The sequence below is a fragment of the Rahnella sp. 2050 genome (assembly GCF_040544515.1).
Lineage (GTDB): Bacteria > Pseudomonadota > Gammaproteobacteria > Enterobacterales > Enterobacteriaceae > Rahnella > Rahnella aceris.
In genome coordinates, this window is the sequence record NZ_JBEPKE010000007.1 from 160,681 (window position 1) to 175,895 (window position 15,215).

16 protein-coding genes are annotated in these 15,215 nt (G+C 53.1%); 13 read left to right on the plus strand and 3 right to left on the minus strand.

Annotated features, from left to right (window positions below; genetic code table 11):
* Window positions 1-143 precede the first annotated feature (143 nt).
* The gene (locus ABIC79_RS21570) at window positions 144-575 is read left to right on the plus strand and encodes a CopD family protein (RefSeq protein ID WP_015689981.1); all 432 of its coding nucleotides are present in this window, start codon (window positions 144-146) and stop codon (window positions 573-575) included.
* Window positions 576-622: 47 nt separating this feature from the next.
* Here ABIC79_RS21570 and ABIC79_RS21575 read toward each other — a convergent pair whose 3' ends face one another.
* Together ABIC79_RS21575 and yahO are read right to left on the minus strand one after the other, a co-directional pair.
* A complete protein-coding gene (locus ABIC79_RS21575; RefSeq protein ID WP_013575663.1) occupies window positions 623-769 on the minus strand; it encodes a hypothetical protein in 147 nt (48 codons plus the stop codon).
* A 70-nt stretch (window positions 770-839) separates the two neighbouring features.
* A complete protein-coding gene (gene yahO, locus ABIC79_RS21580) occupies window positions 840-1,118 on the minus strand; it encodes a DUF1471 family periplasmic protein YahO (RefSeq protein ID WP_013575662.1) in 279 nt (92 codons plus the stop codon).
* Window positions 1,119-1,612: 494 nt separating this feature from the next.
* On the opposite strand from yahO, the gene gntK reads away from it, so the two are divergent.
* From gntK to efeB, 10 genes are all read left to right on the plus strand, one after another.
* Window positions 1,613-2,152, plus strand: coding sequence for a gluconokinase (gene gntK / locus ABIC79_RS21585; RefSeq protein WP_015689980.1), 540 nt, complete (start codon window positions 1,613-1,615; stop codon window positions 2,150-2,152).
* Window positions 2,149-3,486: a gluconate transporter gene (gntU, locus tag ABIC79_RS21590; protein WP_015689979.1), complete on the plus strand. Its 1,338-nt coding sequence runs from the start codon at window positions 2,149-2,151 to the stop codon at window positions 3,484-3,486. Before gntK ends, gntU begins: the two co-directional genes overlap by 4 nt.
* Before the next feature lie 16 nt (window positions 3,487-3,502).
* Window positions 3,503-5,317 carry a phosphogluconate dehydratase gene (gene edd / locus ABIC79_RS21595; RefSeq protein ID WP_015689978.1) on the plus strand — a complete coding sequence of 605 codons (1,815 nt, stop codon included), beginning with the start codon at window positions 3,503-3,505 and terminating at the stop codon, window positions 5,315-5,317.
* 27 nt (window positions 5,318-5,344) lie between these two features.
* Window positions 5,345-5,983 carry a bifunctional 4-hydroxy-2-oxoglutarate aldolase/2-dehydro-3-deoxy-phosphogluconate aldolase gene (locus tag ABIC79_RS21600; RefSeq protein WP_112198389.1) on the plus strand — a complete coding sequence of 213 codons (639 nt, stop codon included), beginning with the start codon at window positions 5,345-5,347 and terminating at the stop codon, window positions 5,981-5,983.
* Window positions 5,984-6,175: 192 nt separating this feature from the next.
* The gene (locus ABIC79_RS21605; protein ID WP_037035689.1) at window positions 6,176-7,336 is read left to right on the plus strand and encodes a ceramide glucosyltransferase; all 1,161 of its coding nucleotides are present in this window, start codon (window positions 6,176-6,178) and stop codon (window positions 7,334-7,336) included.
* A gap of 7 nt (window positions 7,337-7,343) precedes the next feature.
* A complete protein-coding gene (locus tag ABIC79_RS21610) occupies window positions 7,344-7,913 on the plus strand; it encodes a DedA family protein (protein WP_013575657.1) in 570 nt (189 codons plus the stop codon).
* Window positions 7,910-8,587 carry a glycosyltransferase family 2 protein gene (locus ABIC79_RS21615; protein ID WP_354568460.1) on the plus strand — a complete coding sequence of 226 codons (678 nt, stop codon included), beginning with the start codon at window positions 7,910-7,912 and terminating at the stop codon, window positions 8,585-8,587. Before ABIC79_RS21610 ends, ABIC79_RS21615 begins: the two co-directional genes overlap by 4 nt.
* Window positions 8,588-8,814: 227 nt before the next feature.
* On the plus strand, window positions 8,815-10,443 hold the full coding sequence (gene efeU / locus ABIC79_RS21620; RefSeq protein ID WP_354568462.1) for an iron uptake transporter permease EfeU: 1,629 nt from the start codon (window positions 8,815-8,817) through the stop codon (window positions 10,441-10,443).
* Between the two features lie 14 nt (window positions 10,444-10,457).
* Window positions 10,458-11,681 (plus strand): iron uptake system protein EfeO, encoded by a 1,224-nt coding sequence (gene efeO / locus ABIC79_RS21625; RefSeq protein WP_013575654.1) that lies wholly within the window; start codon window positions 10,458-10,460, stop codon window positions 11,679-11,681.
* A 3-nt stretch (window positions 11,682-11,684) separates the two neighbouring features.
* Window positions 11,685-12,956, plus strand: a complete 1,272-nt coding sequence (gene efeB / locus ABIC79_RS21630) for an iron uptake transporter deferrochelatase/peroxidase subunit (protein WP_314522752.1) — start codon at window positions 11,685-11,687, stop codon at window positions 12,954-12,956.
* Window positions 12,957-13,126: 170 nt separating this feature from the next.
* On the opposite strand, the gene ABIC79_RS21635 is transcribed toward efeB, so the two are convergent.
* On the minus strand, window positions 13,127-13,579 hold the full coding sequence (locus tag ABIC79_RS21635) for a GNAT family N-acetyltransferase (protein ID WP_354568465.1): 453 nt from the start codon (window positions 13,577-13,579) through the stop codon (window positions 13,127-13,129).
* A 575-nt stretch (window positions 13,580-14,154) separates the two neighbouring features.
* On the opposite strand from ABIC79_RS21635, the gene ABIC79_RS21640 reads away from it, so the two are divergent.
* Together ABIC79_RS21640 and ABIC79_RS21645 are read left to right on the plus strand one after the other, a co-directional pair.
* Window positions 14,155-14,298: a hypothetical protein gene (locus ABIC79_RS21640; protein WP_013575651.1), complete on the plus strand. Its 144-nt coding sequence runs from the start codon at window positions 14,155-14,157 to the stop codon at window positions 14,296-14,298.
* A 74-nt stretch (window positions 14,299-14,372) separates the two neighbouring features.
* Window positions 14,373-14,648 carry a hypothetical protein gene (locus tag ABIC79_RS21645; protein WP_013575650.1) on the plus strand — a complete coding sequence of 92 codons (276 nt, stop codon included), beginning with the start codon at window positions 14,373-14,375 and terminating at the stop codon, window positions 14,646-14,648.
* Window positions 14,649-15,215: the final 567 nt, after the last annotated feature.

Consider the following 15,215-nt stretch of genomic DNA (forward strand, 5'->3'; position numbering starts at 1 on the left):
CCGGCTGAGAATAAGAAAAAGTGACGACTTAACCGTGCCTTTCGTGTGGGAAACCGCCATAATCCGCTAAAAGTTGTGGAGAGACAGCAGGTTGAGGTCATCTGCGGCAGGCAGAATTATTGTTAACTTCCGGAGGGATAAAAATGCTTCATGAATGGCTCAATGCCTTGCACGTGATTGCGGGCGTATTGTGGATTGGCGGCATGCTGGCGATGGCGCTGGTATCGATGGCCTGTTCGCGGACATCCGGTACTGCGGAAAGTGCAGGGCAGACGTTGTTACTGGAAACCGTGCGCAAATGGACGCGCAGTGTCACCAGCCCGGCGATGATCCTGTTGTGGGTGGCGGGCATCGTGATGATCGTCAGTTATGGCAAATTCCCCCATGCCTGGCTGCTGATAAAAATGGTGGTGGTGCTGGTTCTCTCCGCGCTGCACGGGCTGCTTTCCGGCGATTTACGTCGTCGCGCCACCGGTCAGCAGGTGAAAGATTTCGCGCTGGTGCGCAACGCCAGCGCGGTGATTATTGTCGGTGTGATCCTCATTGGTATTTTGGCGATAATCAGGCCTTTCTGACATCCGGTTTCCCGCAAAACTCAATCCACGTGAAAGCGTGGATTTTTTTATGACTCGCCGTTCACCAGCGCAATCAGGGTGCAGGGCACCGGCGGAATATTGCCTTCCTTTAAAATTGTCAGCGAATGGTTTTCGCGCACGGCAAACGATCCCAGCCCGATAATAACCAGCATCAGCGGAGCCGACAGCAGCATAATCGTCCATTAAAAAGCCCGCAAATTTGCAGGCTTCTTTTTATTGCTTATTGTGCAGAAAACAAAATACTTATTTTTTCTTATAAACGTCAGCAGTACCGTGAATTTTATTGTTGGTATTACCGGAGGTTAATACAAATACATCGCCGCCTTTTTTATCGGCTTTCTTAGAAAGATCTTCAATGGCGCCGGACTGCGAGGTTTTATTTGAGGTGGTCACAGAGCCGACTTTGGTATACTCAGAAGCCACTTTTTCAAAATCTATTTTCTTCATTAATTCAGCAGAATAAGTGCTGAAAGAGACACAGCCCATCACAGCCACTGCCAGCAGAGCTTTAGATATTTTCATGTAATCCTCAGATTTTAAATTGCCCAGTAAATTGAAGGAAAGTAATAGAAAGCTGTTTATTTAGTGAAACCCTGTTAATCAATAACTCACTGTTTAAAAGAGTGAGTTATCACTGCCATTTAGTAATAGACAAGGAAGTCAATAATTACAAGGAGGGAAGAAAAAATTAAGCAACCGGTGCGGTTTTTAGTCTTTTGTGCCGGAGGTTTTGTACACAGTAATAGCAATCACATACTTTTCGTTTCGCCTGCGCATGTTATCCATCTGTTAACCCCCGTCCGAAATATGTTTCATTGCTAATAATTAACTTTGAAGTAGATCACATTTATGCTTTTCCCCTGCACGGGCAGATTGTCACGGGTGAAAAAGCCTCTGATAATGTTACCGATAACATGTTACCGGTAACATTGCGGATAAACATGAACAGGGTGGACATAACGAATAAAACCACTGACCCGTCTTTCGCGTTTTTTAACCAGTCGAGGAGCGCAACCGTGAACAATGATCAGAACCGAATTTATGTGTTTATGGGCGTATCAGGCAGCGGAAAATCAGCCGTCGCCAACGCCGTGGCACATCAGCTTTCCGCCGGTTTTCTTGACGGCGATTTCTTACATCCCCGCAGTAATATCCTGAAAATGGCCGCCGGTGACGCCCTCAATGATGACGACCGCGCGCCGTGGCTGGCCGCCCTCAATGATGCCGCGTTTGCCATGCAGCGTACCAATAATGTGTCGGTCATCATCTGCTCGGCATTGAAAAAACGTTACCGCGATCGTCTGCGCGCAGGCAACGCCAACCTGTCTTTCATCTATTTACAGGGCGAATTCCCGGTCATCGAAGAACGCATGGCCGCACGCAAAGGGCACTTTTTTAAATCGCAGATGCTGATCTCACAGTTTGCAGCACTCGAACAACCTGGCGCTGAAGAAAGTGACGTGATCACCATCGGCATTCATCAGCCGCTTGATGCGGTGATTGCAGAGACCCTGCAACACATCCGTAGTTTTCAGCAACAGGAGCATTGCGCGTGAATACAGTGACTTTAGTCGGTACTGCAGCGGGCTCCGTGTTGCTGCTGCTTTTTCTGGTGATGAAAGTGCGTATGCACGCGTTCGTCGCGCTGATGCTGGTGTCGATTGCCGCCGGGATTTTCTCCGGCATGCCGGTCAATACCATTGCCGACACCATGCAGAAAGGCATGGGCAGCACGCTGGGTTTTCTGGCGATTGTGGTGGCGCTGGGGGCGATGTTCGGCAAGATCCTGCATGAAGTCGGCGCACTTGACCAAATTGCGGCCCATTTACTGAATCGTTTTGGCAAAAACAAAGCCCATTATGCTCTCGGGATTGCCGGGCTGGTTTGCGCCTTGCCGCTGTTTTTCGATGTGGCGATTGTGCTGCTGATTGGCATCGTGTTCGCGGTGGCGCGCCGTACTGACGGCAACATCGTCAGGCTGGCGATCCCGTTATTTGCCGGTGTCGCGGCAGCGGCGTGTTTCCTGCTTCCGGGACCGGTCCCGATGCTGCTGGCGTCGCAGATGAATGCCGATTTTGGCTGGATGATCGCCATCGGTCTGGTGGCCGCGATTGCCGGCATGCTGATCGCCGGTCCGCTGTACGGCAATTTTATCAGCCGTCATGTCAGCTGGCCGATGCCTGTTGAAGAAAATGCCCCGACGCTCAACAAAGATAACCTGCCGTCATTCGGTTTCAGTCTGGCGCTGATTTTGTGTCCGCTGGTGTTGGTGGGAATGAAAACCATCGGCGCACGCTTTGTCACGGCGGGTACGCCATTGCACGACTGGCTGGAGTTTATCGGCCATCCGTTTACCGCCATTCTGATTGCCTGCCTGATTGTCATTTACGGGCTGGCAAAACCACGCGGCATGACCAACGAACAGACGCTGGCCATCTGCTCAGCCGCCGTTCAGCCCGCCGGGATCATCCTGCTGATGACCGGTGCGGGTGGCGTATTCAAACAAATTCTGGTGGATTCCGGCGTCGGCCCGGCCATTGGTGACGCGATGATCGGCACCGGCTTACCGATTGCCGTGGCCTGTTTTGCACTGTCAGCGGTCGTGCGGGTTATTCAGGGTTCAGCCACCGTGGCCTGCCTGACCACTGTCGGGCTGGTATTGCCGGTAACCCATCAGATGGGGCTCAACGGCGGTCAGCTGGCCGCACTCGCCATCTGCATTACCGGCGGTTCCATTGTGCTCAGCCACGTAAACGATGCCGGTTTCTGGTTATTCGGCAAGTTCACCGGTGCCAGCGAACTGCAAACGCTGAAAACCTGGACGGTGATGGAAACCCTGCTCGGCACGACTGGCGGGATCATCGGCATGATTGCTTTCACGATGCTTTAAGAAAGGGGACAACATTATGATTAACAACACTGTGGCCCGTGTCACGCAGCGGATCATCAACCGTTCCGCATCCACCCGTGAAGCCTATCTGGCGCGTATGGATGCTGCCCGTTCGCAAACCGTTCACCGTGCGCAACTGGCCTGTGGCAATCTGGCGCATGGCTTTGCCGCCTGTCAGCCGGATGAAAAGAATTCCCTGAAAAATATGGTGCGCAGCGATATCGCCATTATTACCGCCTACAACGACATGCTGTCGGCGCATCAGCCCTACGAGCATTACCCGCAACGCCTGAAAGACGCATTGAAATCGGTGGGTGCGGTCGGGCAGGTGGCGGGCGGCGTACCGGCAATGTGTGACGGTGTCACGCAAGGGCAGGACGGCATGGAGTTGTCGCTGATGAGCCGTGACGTGATTGCCATGTCGGCGGCCATCGGCCTTTCACACAACATGTTCGACGGGGCGTTGTATCTGGGTATCTGCGACAAAATCGTGCCGGGCTTAGTGATGGCGGCGCTGTCATTCGGCCATCTGCCGGCGGTATTTGTGCCCGCCGGGCCGATGAGCACCGGTTTGCCGAACAAAGAGAAAGTGCGTATCCGTCAGCTTTATACCGAAGGCAAAGTAAACCGTCAGGCATTACTGGAAGCGGAAGCCGCGTCGTATCACGGCATCGGCACCTGTACATTTTACGGCACTGCCAACACCAATCAGATGGTGATGGAAGTGATGGGGCTGCATCTGCCGGGTGCATCGTTTGTGCCGCCGGATTGCGCGCTGCGTGATGCACTGACCGATTCGGCAGCACGTCAGGTCACCCGTCTGGCCGAAACCACCGGCAACTATCAGCCACTCGGCCAGATGGTGAATGAGAAAACCGTGGTGAACGGCATTGTTGCGCTGTTAGCCACCGGCGGTTCCACCAATCTGACCATGCACATGGTCGCTATGGCGCGTGCGGCAGGCATTGTCATCAACTGGGATGACTTCTCTGAGTTGTCCGATGCGGTGCCTTCGTTATGCCGTATTTACCCGAACGGCCCGGCGGATATCAACCAGTTTCAGGCGGCGGGCGGCGTGCAACTGGTGGTGCGCGAATTGCTGAAAAACGGCCTGTTACATCAGGATGTCAACACCGTGGCTGGTTTCGGATTAGACCGTTACACGCAGGAACCGTGGCTGGAAAACGGCGAACTGGCGTGGCGCGAAGGCGCAGAGCATTCGCTCGACACAAACGTCATTGCCAGCGTGCAACAGCCGTTTGAGCATCACGGCGGCACAAAAGTGTTGTCGGGTAATCTCGGGCGTGCGGTGATGAAAACCTCGGCGGTGCCTGCGGATAATCAGATTATCGAAGCCCCTGCGGTGGTATTTGAAAGCCAGCATGACATTGTTCCGGCATTCGAGGCCGGTAAGCTGAACCGCGATTGTGTGGTGGTGGTGCGTTTTCAGGGGCCGCAGGCCAATGGCATGCCTGAGCTGCATAAACTGATGCCGCCGCTTGGCGTATTAATGGATCGCGGATTCCGTGTCGCACTGGTCACCGACGGTCGTTTGTCCGGCGCTTCCGGCAAAGTGCCTTCTGCTATCCACGTGACGCCGGAGGCTTTCAGCGGCGGCATGTTAGCAAAAGTGCGTGACGGCGACATTATTCGCGTCAACGGGCGAACCGGCGAACTCGAATTGCGTGTTGATGCTGCCGAACTGGCTGAACGAAAAGCGTATCAGCCTGATCTGAGCGCAGAACATATCGGTTGTGGCCGTGAGCTGTTCAGTGCCTTGCGCAGCCAGCTTTCCGGCGCGGAACAGGGCGCCTGCTGCATTACTTTTTAATTTATCGAAACGGATGAGAAGACAAGAATGAAAAACTGGAAAACAAGCGCAGAACACATTCTGACGGCGGGGCCGGTTGTGCCGGTCATCGTTATCAATAAACTGGAACAGGCGGTTCCGCTGGCGAAAGCGCTGGTGGCCGGTGGTGTTCGTGTGCTGGAAGTGACGTTGCGCACCGCCTGTGCCATGGACGCCATTCGTGCCATTGCCAGCGATGTGCCGGAGGCGATTTTGGGCGCGGGTACTGTGCTGAATGCGCAGCAACTGCAAGATGTCACCGACGCTGGCGCACAGTTTGCCATCAGTCCGGGGCTGACAGACGAATTGCTTGCCGCCGCGACCGCCGGTTCCATTCCGCTGATCCCGGGTATCAGTACCGTTTCTGAACTGATGCTGGGTCTGGATCACGGTCTGCGCGAATTCAAATTCTTCCCGGCGGAAGCTAACGGCGGGGTGAAAGCATTGCAGGCGATCGGTGGTCCGTTCCCGCAGGTGCGTTTTTGCCCGACAGGCGGGATTTCACTGGCGAATTACCGCGACTATCTGGCGCTGAAAAGTGTGCTGTGCATCGGCGGATCCTGGCTGGTGCCAGCCGATGCGCTGGAAAGCGGTGATTACGATCGTATTACTGCACTTGCCCGCGAAGCTGTGGCAGGGGCGAAATAGGTTTTAGCCGTTCGAAATAATAGCGATAAAAACCCACGTGAGTACGGATGCCCCGTACTCACTCCTTTATTTCTTCCGCAGTGCCCCGCGTCCCCTTTAAGAATTCCTTAACGTAACGCCTGTAGGATGGCGTTTTGACTGCCGGAAGTCTGGAATTCTCATCGCAGATATTTTGAATGAAGGGGCATCGTCATGGTATTGAACACCGCAGTGATCGCCGCACTGGGCAGTGTACTGATCACCCTCCAGTTTTCCTCTCTGTTGATCGCCTGGTGGCGAATGCGCCGCGGTATCCTGCGCGATGAAGCGCATGAAACCTCGGAATTTATCGTGCTGGTCAGGCCTTTGTGCGGATATAACGCCTTTGAAGAGGAAACACTGCGCTCCAGTTTTTATCAGGACTATCCCGCTTACGAAATTGTGTTCTGCGTGGCGTCACGCTTTGATCCGGTGATCCCGCTGGTGGAAAAGCTGATGGCTGAATTCCCTGATAAGCCTGCACGCCTGCTGACTGGCGATGACAAAATATCTGCCAACCCGAAGGTGAACAATCTTAATAAAGCCTGGAGTCATACCACCGCAGGCGTGGTGGCCATGGCAGACAGCAACCTGTTGTTACCGCCGGATTATCTGCGTTCACTGATGAATACCTTTGACAGTCAAACCGGACTGGTGAGTTCTCCGGCAGTCGGGATGATTCCGGAGAATTTCTGGGGTGCCGTGGAAGCCGCCATGCTGAACACGCATCAGGCGCGCTGGCAGTATTTGTCGGATTTTCTCGGTAACGGCTTTGCGCAGGGGAAAACGTTGTGCTGGCGGCGCGAGGTGCTTGATAATGGCGGCGGAATGGCGGCGCTGGGTAGTGAGCTGGCGGAAGATGTCGCCTCAACCAAACTGGTGCGCCGCGCCGGGCTGAAAGTCCGTTTACCTGCACAGCCTTTTGCGCAGCCTATCGGGCATCGCAGTCTGGAAGCGGTCTGGAGCAGACAACTGCGCTGGGCGCGTATCCGCCGTGCCGGTTTTTTCTGGCTGTTTGTGCCTGAAATTATCATTGGTTTCTTGCCCGTGCTGGCGGCGGTGCTGTGGCTGACTGCCCGCGGTGATTTGCCACTGTTTGCTCTGCCGGTGCTTTTTGTGCTGTGGTATGGCGGTGAATGGGTGCTGGCCAAAGCGCTCGGCTGGCCGCATCAACTGAGAGATATTCTGGCAATGTGCATCCGCGATATCCTGCTGCCCGCCTTGTGGTTATGGTGCTGGACCGGGCGCGGCTTTACGTGGCGGGGCACAGTTTTAGGTGAAAGGCACGTAGATAAAAAACACCCCGCATCTGCCAGCCAGCCGTCGGGGAAATAAGGACAGTATGTTTTCTCTTGAAACACTCGAAACGCTTATCAGAGCCCACGGCCTGCTGATCATGACGCCGCTGGCTATCCTTGAAGGGCCGGTAGTGACGGTGATTGCAGGCTACTTCGTTCGTCTCGGCTATTTCAGTTTGTCCGCCATGTTGACCGTGGTGATGATCGGGGAAGTGCTCGGGGATATTATTTTTTACTCGCTCGGGCGCTGGGTGATCAAAGCTGACGGCCAACCGCCCGCCTGGCTGGCCCGTCTCGGGCTGACCCAGCCGCGACTGGAAAAAATGGTGAAAAGTTTTGACCGCAAAGGCGGGCGGTTGCTGGTGCTGGCCAAACTGACTCATTCCGCTGGCGCACTGGTGCTGACCGGCGCGGGCATGGCGCGCATGCCGCTGGTGCCTTTTCTGTTCTATAACATCATCGCGGCTGTTCCCAAGAGCCTGTTTCTTCTGGGTATCGGCTGGATGTTCGGCGATATCATCGCACAGGTGAACAACTGGATAGCCTGGGTATCCCTGGGTTTGTTCATCCTGCTGGCCGTCACCGGTGTTATCTGGCTTAAGTCTAAACAATGATCACGGTGAGTTGCATTATTCCGGCACACAATGAGGGCAGCCGCATCGGCAGGGTGCTGGATGTGGTGCAGAACCATCCTTTACTGCGGGAGATTATCGTGGTGGATGACGGCTCCGCCGATAACACCGCACAAATCGCGCAGGGCAAGAACGTCAGGGTGATCAGCCTGCCTGAAAATCGCGGTAAAAGTTATGCCGTTGCCGAAGGCATTGCCGCAGCAACGGGCAGCCATCTGCTGATGCTGGATGCGGATCTTGTCGGGCTGAGTTATGACGATATAACCGCGCTCATCAGGCCGGTGATGGCGCATCAGGCGGAGGTCTCGATAAGCCTGAGGCGCAACAGCCCGTGGATCTGGCGGTTTATCGGGCTGGATTATATTTCCGGTGAACGGGTGTTTGCGCGCGAGTTAGTCGCACAGCATCTCGCAGCCATCCGCCGGTTACCGCATTTCGGGCTGGAAGTCTGGATTAATCAGCAGTGGATTGCCGCCGGATTGCGCGTGCAGGTTGTCAGCTGGCAGGGCGTTATCAGCCCGTATAAAGCCGCTAAAATGGGCTGGTTGCGCGGATTAAAGGCCGATGTGTCGATGATACGCGATATATTCTGTACCATCAGTTTGCGTGAATCCGTGCGGCAAATTATCTGTCTTAAGCGCAAAAGTCGGGTCTGAACAGTACAGAATATCAGTCAGCATTTTCTGTACTGTTGTCAGCCAGCGGCTATTTTTTAGTGAATTTTTTATTTGGTTACAAATAAACCACGCTTTACATCATATTCATATTTCTCCAGCACTCTGTTGCAAATCCTCATACTCCATTTCTTCCCTGGCGTTCAGTCAACTGATATCAATTATCATTAATAATTTGATAATGCGTCTTGTTGCCTGGAGTTTGCCCTTTGTTAGCCACATTTATTATCGGTCTTCGTGAAGGTCTGGAAGCGGCGCTTATCGTCGGGATCATTGCGGCATTCTTACGCAAAAACGGTAAAAGCCTTTTCGCGATGTGGATGGGCGTCGGGCTGGCGCTGATGCTTTCGGTGATGGTCGGCGTGGCGCTGGAGATGACCGAACGCGCGTTACCGCAGGCAAGTCAGGAAGGAATGGAGTCGGTGATCGGCCTGATCGCTGTTTTCTTTGTCACTGGCATGATCATGTGGATGAACACCCACGCTCACACCATGAAAAATGAGCTGGAAAGCGAAGCCGCGCAGGCGATAAGCCAGTCAGGCGCCAGGGCGCTGGCGAGTATGGCTTTTCTCGCCGTGCTGAAAGAAGGCTTTGAAACCAGCGTGTTTCTGCTCGCCACATTCTCGGTAGCGCAGTCAGCCATGTGGGCGGCGGCCGGCGCGGTAACCGGCCTGCTGGTGGCGATGGGCATCGGCTGTGGCATTTATTTCGGCGGCATCCGCATCAATCTCTCGCGCTTTTTCCGCTTCACGGGGTTGTTCCTGATCCTGGTCGCAGGCGGATTAATCATTAACGCGTTGCTGACAGCACACGAAGCGGGCTGGCTGAATATCGGGCAGCAGCGCGTGGCGGATCTCGCCTGGCTGGTGCCGCCGGGCACTGTCCGCTCAGCGCTGATTACCGGCGTGCTGGGCATTCCGCCGGATCCGAACCTGATCCAGACTGTCGCCTGGCTGCTCTACATTGTCATTGTGTCGCTGCTGATTTACTGGCCTGCACACCGCCGTCCCTCCGCGATTAACGGTGCGCGGCTGCGGCTGGCATTTGCCGGTGTGATGGTCGTGTCAGCAGTGGGATTGCGCCTTTTTTACCCAAACTACACACTGCAACTGCCTGCCAGCGCACCGCTGGTAAGTAATGACACCCGGAACACCGCACCGGCGGGTGAGGTAAAACTGTTGTCTGATACGAACGGCTATCAGCTGAATGTGACGCCTGCGGACGGCAACGTGAGGGTGACCGTTCTGCCCGCCAGCGCCGCCATTGCCGGTCATCATGGCGGCCTGCAAACCCGCGAATGGCAAACCAAATCTCGCTTTACGCCTGCGGATGCGCCTGCCGTTCTGACGCTTGATCAACTGGTGGCATTCTATGGCAACCGTATTCCCATTGGTCTGAATCCGGCGATGCATCCGGGGCCTTATCAGGCGCAGTGGTCGGTCAGTTGCACTGTTCAGGCCTCTGTGGCGCAGGGCGTGTTGCTGGGGGCCAGTGCCCGGGCAGATGAGCTGATCACGCTTTCCGGCAGCGGCCTGCAATCCCCGCGAACCATCACCGTTCGTCATCCGACGGCGGCCGCTTCTGCCTGCAACTGGCAGGTGAGCGGGGCGTATCAGCAGACCGTTTCTGATGCCCTGCAACAACTGCAAATCGCACAAGATACCTACCGTTTCTGGGCATATATGTTGCCGGTCATTCTGGCCGCGCTGGCCCTGATTTTTGTTTTCTCAGCACGACGGGTTCTCCTGAAACACCGTAATGAAAGGCTGGCCGCTGCGGGTGAATACAGCCTGTCATTCGGTTCTCAACTACACACCAATTTGCCAAAAAATAAATAAAGGAAATGAAATTCATGCGTAAACCGAATTTTAAGAAAAAAGAATCTCTGATGACCACGGCGGGCCTGGCGGCGTTGCTGATGTTTTCAGTGGAAGCACCGGCTGATGCGGCGCAGGCAGCGGTAAAAAATGGCGTTTCACAAGTGAATATCACCATGACCGGAGACAACGGCGGTACGTGTGTGGTTGACCATAATTCAGCGAAAGCGGGGCCGGTCACGTTCAATGTGGTGAACAAAACGGCAACCGCCATCACGGAGTTAGAGCTGCTGAGCAATGATCGTATTCTGGGCGAAAAAGAGAATCTGGCACCCGGCCTGCCGATGGTGAAATTCACCCTGACTCTCGACGGCGGCAAATATCAAATCTATTGTCCGGGCGCGCAACATGAAATGACCGACTTTACCGTCACCGGCAAAAGCGCCACACAACCTGCGGGCAGCGCCGGGACCATTCTGGCGCAGGGCACCAAAGATTACGCCACTTATGTGAATGGCGTGGTGGATGCGATGGTGGTCGGTGTGAACCGCCTGAAAGCGGATATTGATGCGGGAGATCTTGCTACAGCGAAAGCCGATTACGCAAAAGCGCGTCCTTTCTACGAACGTATTGAATCTGATGTGAGCGGGTTTGTATTGCCGGGCTTCAAAGCGACGGACAACGCCGGTAACCTCGATTATCTGATCGACATGCGTGCGTCTAACCTTGACCCGAAAGCAGGCTGGCATGGATTCCACGCCATTGAGCGTGACCTGTTCGGTCAGGGTAAAATCACGAATGAAACCAAACAGCTGGCTGCCGAATTACAGAAAAACGTCGCACAGCTCGACACACTGACCAAAGCGCTGACTTACAAACCTGAAGATCTGGCGAACGGTGCCGCAGATCTGCTGGAAGAAGTGCAGAACACCAAAATCAACGGTGAGGAAGAAGCCTTCAGCCACTTCGATCTGGTTGATTTCGCGGGTAACGTAGAAGGTGCGCAACAGGCGTTCGCTTACCTGCAACCGGGGCTGGAAAAAATCGATCCGGCGCTGACCAGACAGGTTGCCGCGCAGTTCGCTGCCGTGCACGTTATGCTGGAAACCTATCGTGATCCTTCAGTCCCCGGCGGTTACAAATATTACACCGCAGAACTGAAAGCCTCTGATGCTGCTAAATTGAGCCGTACTATTCAGGCGTTGCAAGAACCCCTGTCTAAGATTGGTGAGAAAGTCGCGGCGAATAAAGGAGCCTGAGGAATGAGCGATAAACACCAACCGGCCAGGGAGGCCGGTAAGTTCTCCCGGCGTGATTTGCTCAAAGGTGCAGTGGCGGGCGCAAGTGCGCTGGCCATTCCTGCGGTCAGCCAGGCGCACGGACAGACCGCCGCCCGTGACCCGGAAGATAAGGTCGATCTTTCACGTGAACACCTTTTTTACGGCACCGGCGGCCAGGCGGGGATCAGCACGCAGCCTCAGCGCCACATCATGTACATGACGTTTGATCTCACCACCACCAGCCGTCAGGATTTGCAGGTGTTGCTGGCGCGCTGGTCATCGGCGATTGCCCAACTGATGAAAGGTGGCACCATTGGTCAGATTGAGCCTCTGCGTAACAGTGGCGTCGGAATGGATACCGGCGAGGCGTTAGATCTGGGTCCGGCGTCACTGACCGTCACCGTTGGCCTCGGCCCGCGCGTGTTCAGCGAAACCTTTGGACTGGTGAAACAAAAACCGTTGCTGATGCGTGAACTGATGCAGCTCCCGAGCGATGACTTACAACCTGAAGTGACCGGCGGTGACCTCTCGCTTCAGGCCTGTGCGGATGATCCGCAGGTGGCCTATCACGCCATTCGTGATTTGGCGCGTATCGCCAAAAGTACCGGCGCTGCGCAGACCCGCTGGACGGTCATGGGCTTTGGCCGTGCGTCAGCCGGTAAAGGCCAGTCCACACCGCGCAATTTATTCGGCTTTAAAGACGGCACCCGCAACATCACCGAAAAAGCAGATTTTGACAAATATGTCTGGATCAACGATGGCGGTCCTGCGTGGCAGCAGCAGGGCACCTATCAGGTGGTACGCAAAATCAAGATGCACATTGAAAGCTGGGATACTGACCGCGTCAGCGACCAGAACAATGTGTTCGGCCGCCATAAAGTCTCCGGCGCGCCGCTGACCGGCACCAGAGAGTTTGATACGCCGGACTTTAAGAAAACGGCTGCGGACGGCAACTTAATTATTCCGGCCACTGCGCATATCAGCCTGGCCGCACATGAAAATAATGGGGGGATTAAAATCCTGCGCCGTTCATATAACTACACGGACGGACTGAATAATATGGCCCAGCTCGATGCCGGTTTGTTATTCATCAGCTATCAGAAAGATCCGGCGCAGTTTGAAGCGCTTCAGAACCGTTTAGGCGCATCCGACGCGATGAATGAATATATTTCACATATCGGATCGGGTATTTTCTTCGTGCCACCGGCACCGAAGGAAGGCGAGTATATTGGTGCTGATATGTTTAAGGTGTAAGCCCGCCGGAAGCACATACACTAAAAACCAGGCCAGCGCATTTGCTGGCTTTTTTGGCGTTATGCCGGGGGAGCGCCCTCGTTGTCATCTGAAAACCTTTACGTTCGCTTCCCGCGCATAATTGCGCGGAGCTTTGTGCCAAAAGCGGACGTCAGATCCTCTAGATACAATCAGCGCAATGGCTTTGAGAAACAGACAGCTTCAGTCCTGCCTATGTATGGGCCGTAATTCTCAATACGGATATAACCATTTTTCTCGTAGAAATTTACAGCCCGATAGTTCATGTGTCGGGTTTCCAGCCTAAGTTCTGTATATCCCATCTCTTTTGCAGATTTTTCAAGAAAAGTGATTAAGGCACCGCCAATCCCTGACACACTTCGGTCTGAAAACATTCTTTTAAGCTCGGCGATATTTTGCGTTAATGGCCGTATAGCACCGCATCCTATAGCTTTGCCATGAGAATTCTTTGCTAATGCCCATAAAGCTTTGTCATCACTCATTGCTTCAACGGTGAAATTGCTTTTGCCATTATCACCAGTAATAGCGGCAAGTTCTGCTGACAGCATTTCGATTAAGCGATGAGATTCTGAAGAAAATGGATCTGATTTCTCTACTGTTATCATGGTTATACCCTGCAGGATGAGTGTGACCAACATAAAGCATTCTGTTAAGGAAAGCATCAGCCAAAACGGGGGATGGGACAACACTGTTTCCAAACTATCCCGAGGGTATCATGCCTGCTGCTCGCTCAACGTTGCCTGTCATGCCTGCTTAAAAAACAGGCTTAACGTAGGGTGTTGTCCGTTTTCCATGCAGGCCCTACAAGAGCAGAGTTAGATCATTTGCGTTGAATCTCATAACTGCTGATTTTAAATTCACACGTAATCATTTCCCTTTATGTTTATTAAGTTTTTTTGACAAAGCAATCAATCCCCATATTGAATTTAGCTTTTACAATAACTGGAAGAACGGGTTGGAAAAAGATTATTTAACTGCCCACATAAACAATACATAAACAAAAAATAAAAATCGAAAAGAAATCACCTGCTCAACAACAATAAAAAAGTTGAAAGGAAATATAGTATTACATTATTAAATAAAGATATTACAAATCGGTTGCTATGTTTATTTTGCAAGATCATTAGGCATTCTTTTACCAGAAATAATAACCCCAACTTTTGACAATGAGGTTTTAATTATGAAAGTAAGTAGAATTGCAGCGTTGTTATTTATCTCCTTTACGGGTTTATCCAGAGCAGCGGAACCACTCCACCACTTCAATACATCTTCTGTTGACCATCTGATTATTCTTGCAGGCGATGGCGGAGCGGGTGGCGACTAAGATCATATAAATCCCATACTGCCAGATCACACGATCTGGCAGTTTTTATAACACGCAGTTGAGGAGAATTCTTTGTGAATATGAATCTTAAATTAGTAGCATTTTTGTTTTGTACTGAGTTTTGCTTGTCGGGTGTAGTACATGCTGAAAATGCGATAACGCCGAACAGTACAGCTACAATCCCTGTGTCAGCAGACCAGGCCAGTTCCCTTAAGGTAGTGACGGTAAAATGCGGGCATTCTGGTAAAGATGGGCAGCCAGGTAAGGATGGTAACAATGGGCAGGGTGGTAAAGGCGGTAAAGGCGGTGCGGCTGGTAAAGGCGGCGCGGCCGTCCCATGTAGCAATTAAGGTAAGCGCTCTCAGGCAAATAGTGTTTTTCCAAAAAGGTGCTGCTTATGCGTCTGAAACTAATCTATATATTTACAGCTCTCGTTTACTTGGCGTCAACATCGTTCGCCCATGCGGACGCATCGTCCAAATGGCCATCAACGCAACACAACGTTAATGGGTTCGTTCTGGTTGATGGTTCTCCCGGGGCAAATGGAGGGGACGGCGGGAACGGATGAACCAAGGTACGTTGCCCAGATGCGAACGAGATTATCAGGAAAATAAACTGCATGGTTCTTTTGCTCCTGTAAGAATCCCGCATAATCGTTCAATCCGCTTTTTAGAGGTTTTCTGTCATACGGATGAAGTGACCTTTAAAGCGAATGTCGCCTTCTCGCTCACAGTTGCCCTCTTTACTGTTAGGGCAACTGAGTGGCAGAAGCGGAAAGATTGTTTTGGAAAAACTCTAAAGCCGTGGCCAGTTTTTGTTGACCATATATGGACGCCCCGGGTGTTACAAGTACTGGTTCGATACGGTTTGCGACCATATATCCGGCGTCGTTAGTGGGTTAATTTACCCGCGCCATG

Coding starts and splice junctions, on each gene's coding strand:
- ABIC79_RS21610 (WP_013575657.1), top strand. CDS start 7,344: ATGTTTTCTCTTGAAACACTCGAAACGCTTATCAGAGCCCACGGCCTG.
- ABIC79_RS21570 (WP_015689981.1), top strand. CDS start 144: ATGCTTCATGAATGGCTCAATGCCTTGCACGTGATTGCGGGCGTATTG.
- ABIC79_RS21600 (WP_112198389.1), top strand. CDS start 5,345: ATGAAAAACTGGAAAACAAGCGCAGAACACATTCTGACGGCGGGGCCG.
- ABIC79_RS21575 (WP_013575663.1), bottom strand. CDS start 769: ATGCTGCTGTCGGCTCCGCTGATGCTGGTTATTATCGGGCTGGGATCG.
- ABIC79_RS21640 (WP_013575651.1), top strand. CDS start 14,155: ATGAAAGTAAGTAGAATTGCAGCGTTGTTATTTATCTCCTTTACGGGT.
- ABIC79_RS21605 (WP_037035689.1), top strand. CDS start 6,176: ATGGTATTGAACACCGCAGTGATCGCCGCACTGGGCAGTGTACTGATC.
- efeO (WP_013575654.1), top strand. CDS start 10,458: ATGCGTAAACCGAATTTTAAGAAAAAAGAATCTCTGATGACCACGGCG.
- edd (WP_015689978.1), top strand. CDS start 3,503: ATGATTAACAACACTGTGGCCCGTGTCACGCAGCGGATCATCAACCGT.
- efeB (WP_314522752.1), top strand. CDS start 11,685: ATGAGCGATAAACACCAACCGGCCAGGGAGGCCGGTAAGTTCTCCCGG.
- yahO (WP_013575662.1), bottom strand. CDS start 1,118: ATGAAAATATCTAAAGCTCTGCTGGCAGTGGCTGTGATGGGCTGTGTC.
- ABIC79_RS21635 (WP_354568465.1), bottom strand. CDS start 13,579: ATGATAACAGTAGAGAAATCAGATCCATTTTCTTCAGAATCTCATCGC.
- ABIC79_RS21615 (WP_354568460.1), top strand. CDS start 7,910: ATGATCACGGTGAGTTGCATTATTCCGGCACACAATGAGGGCAGCCGC.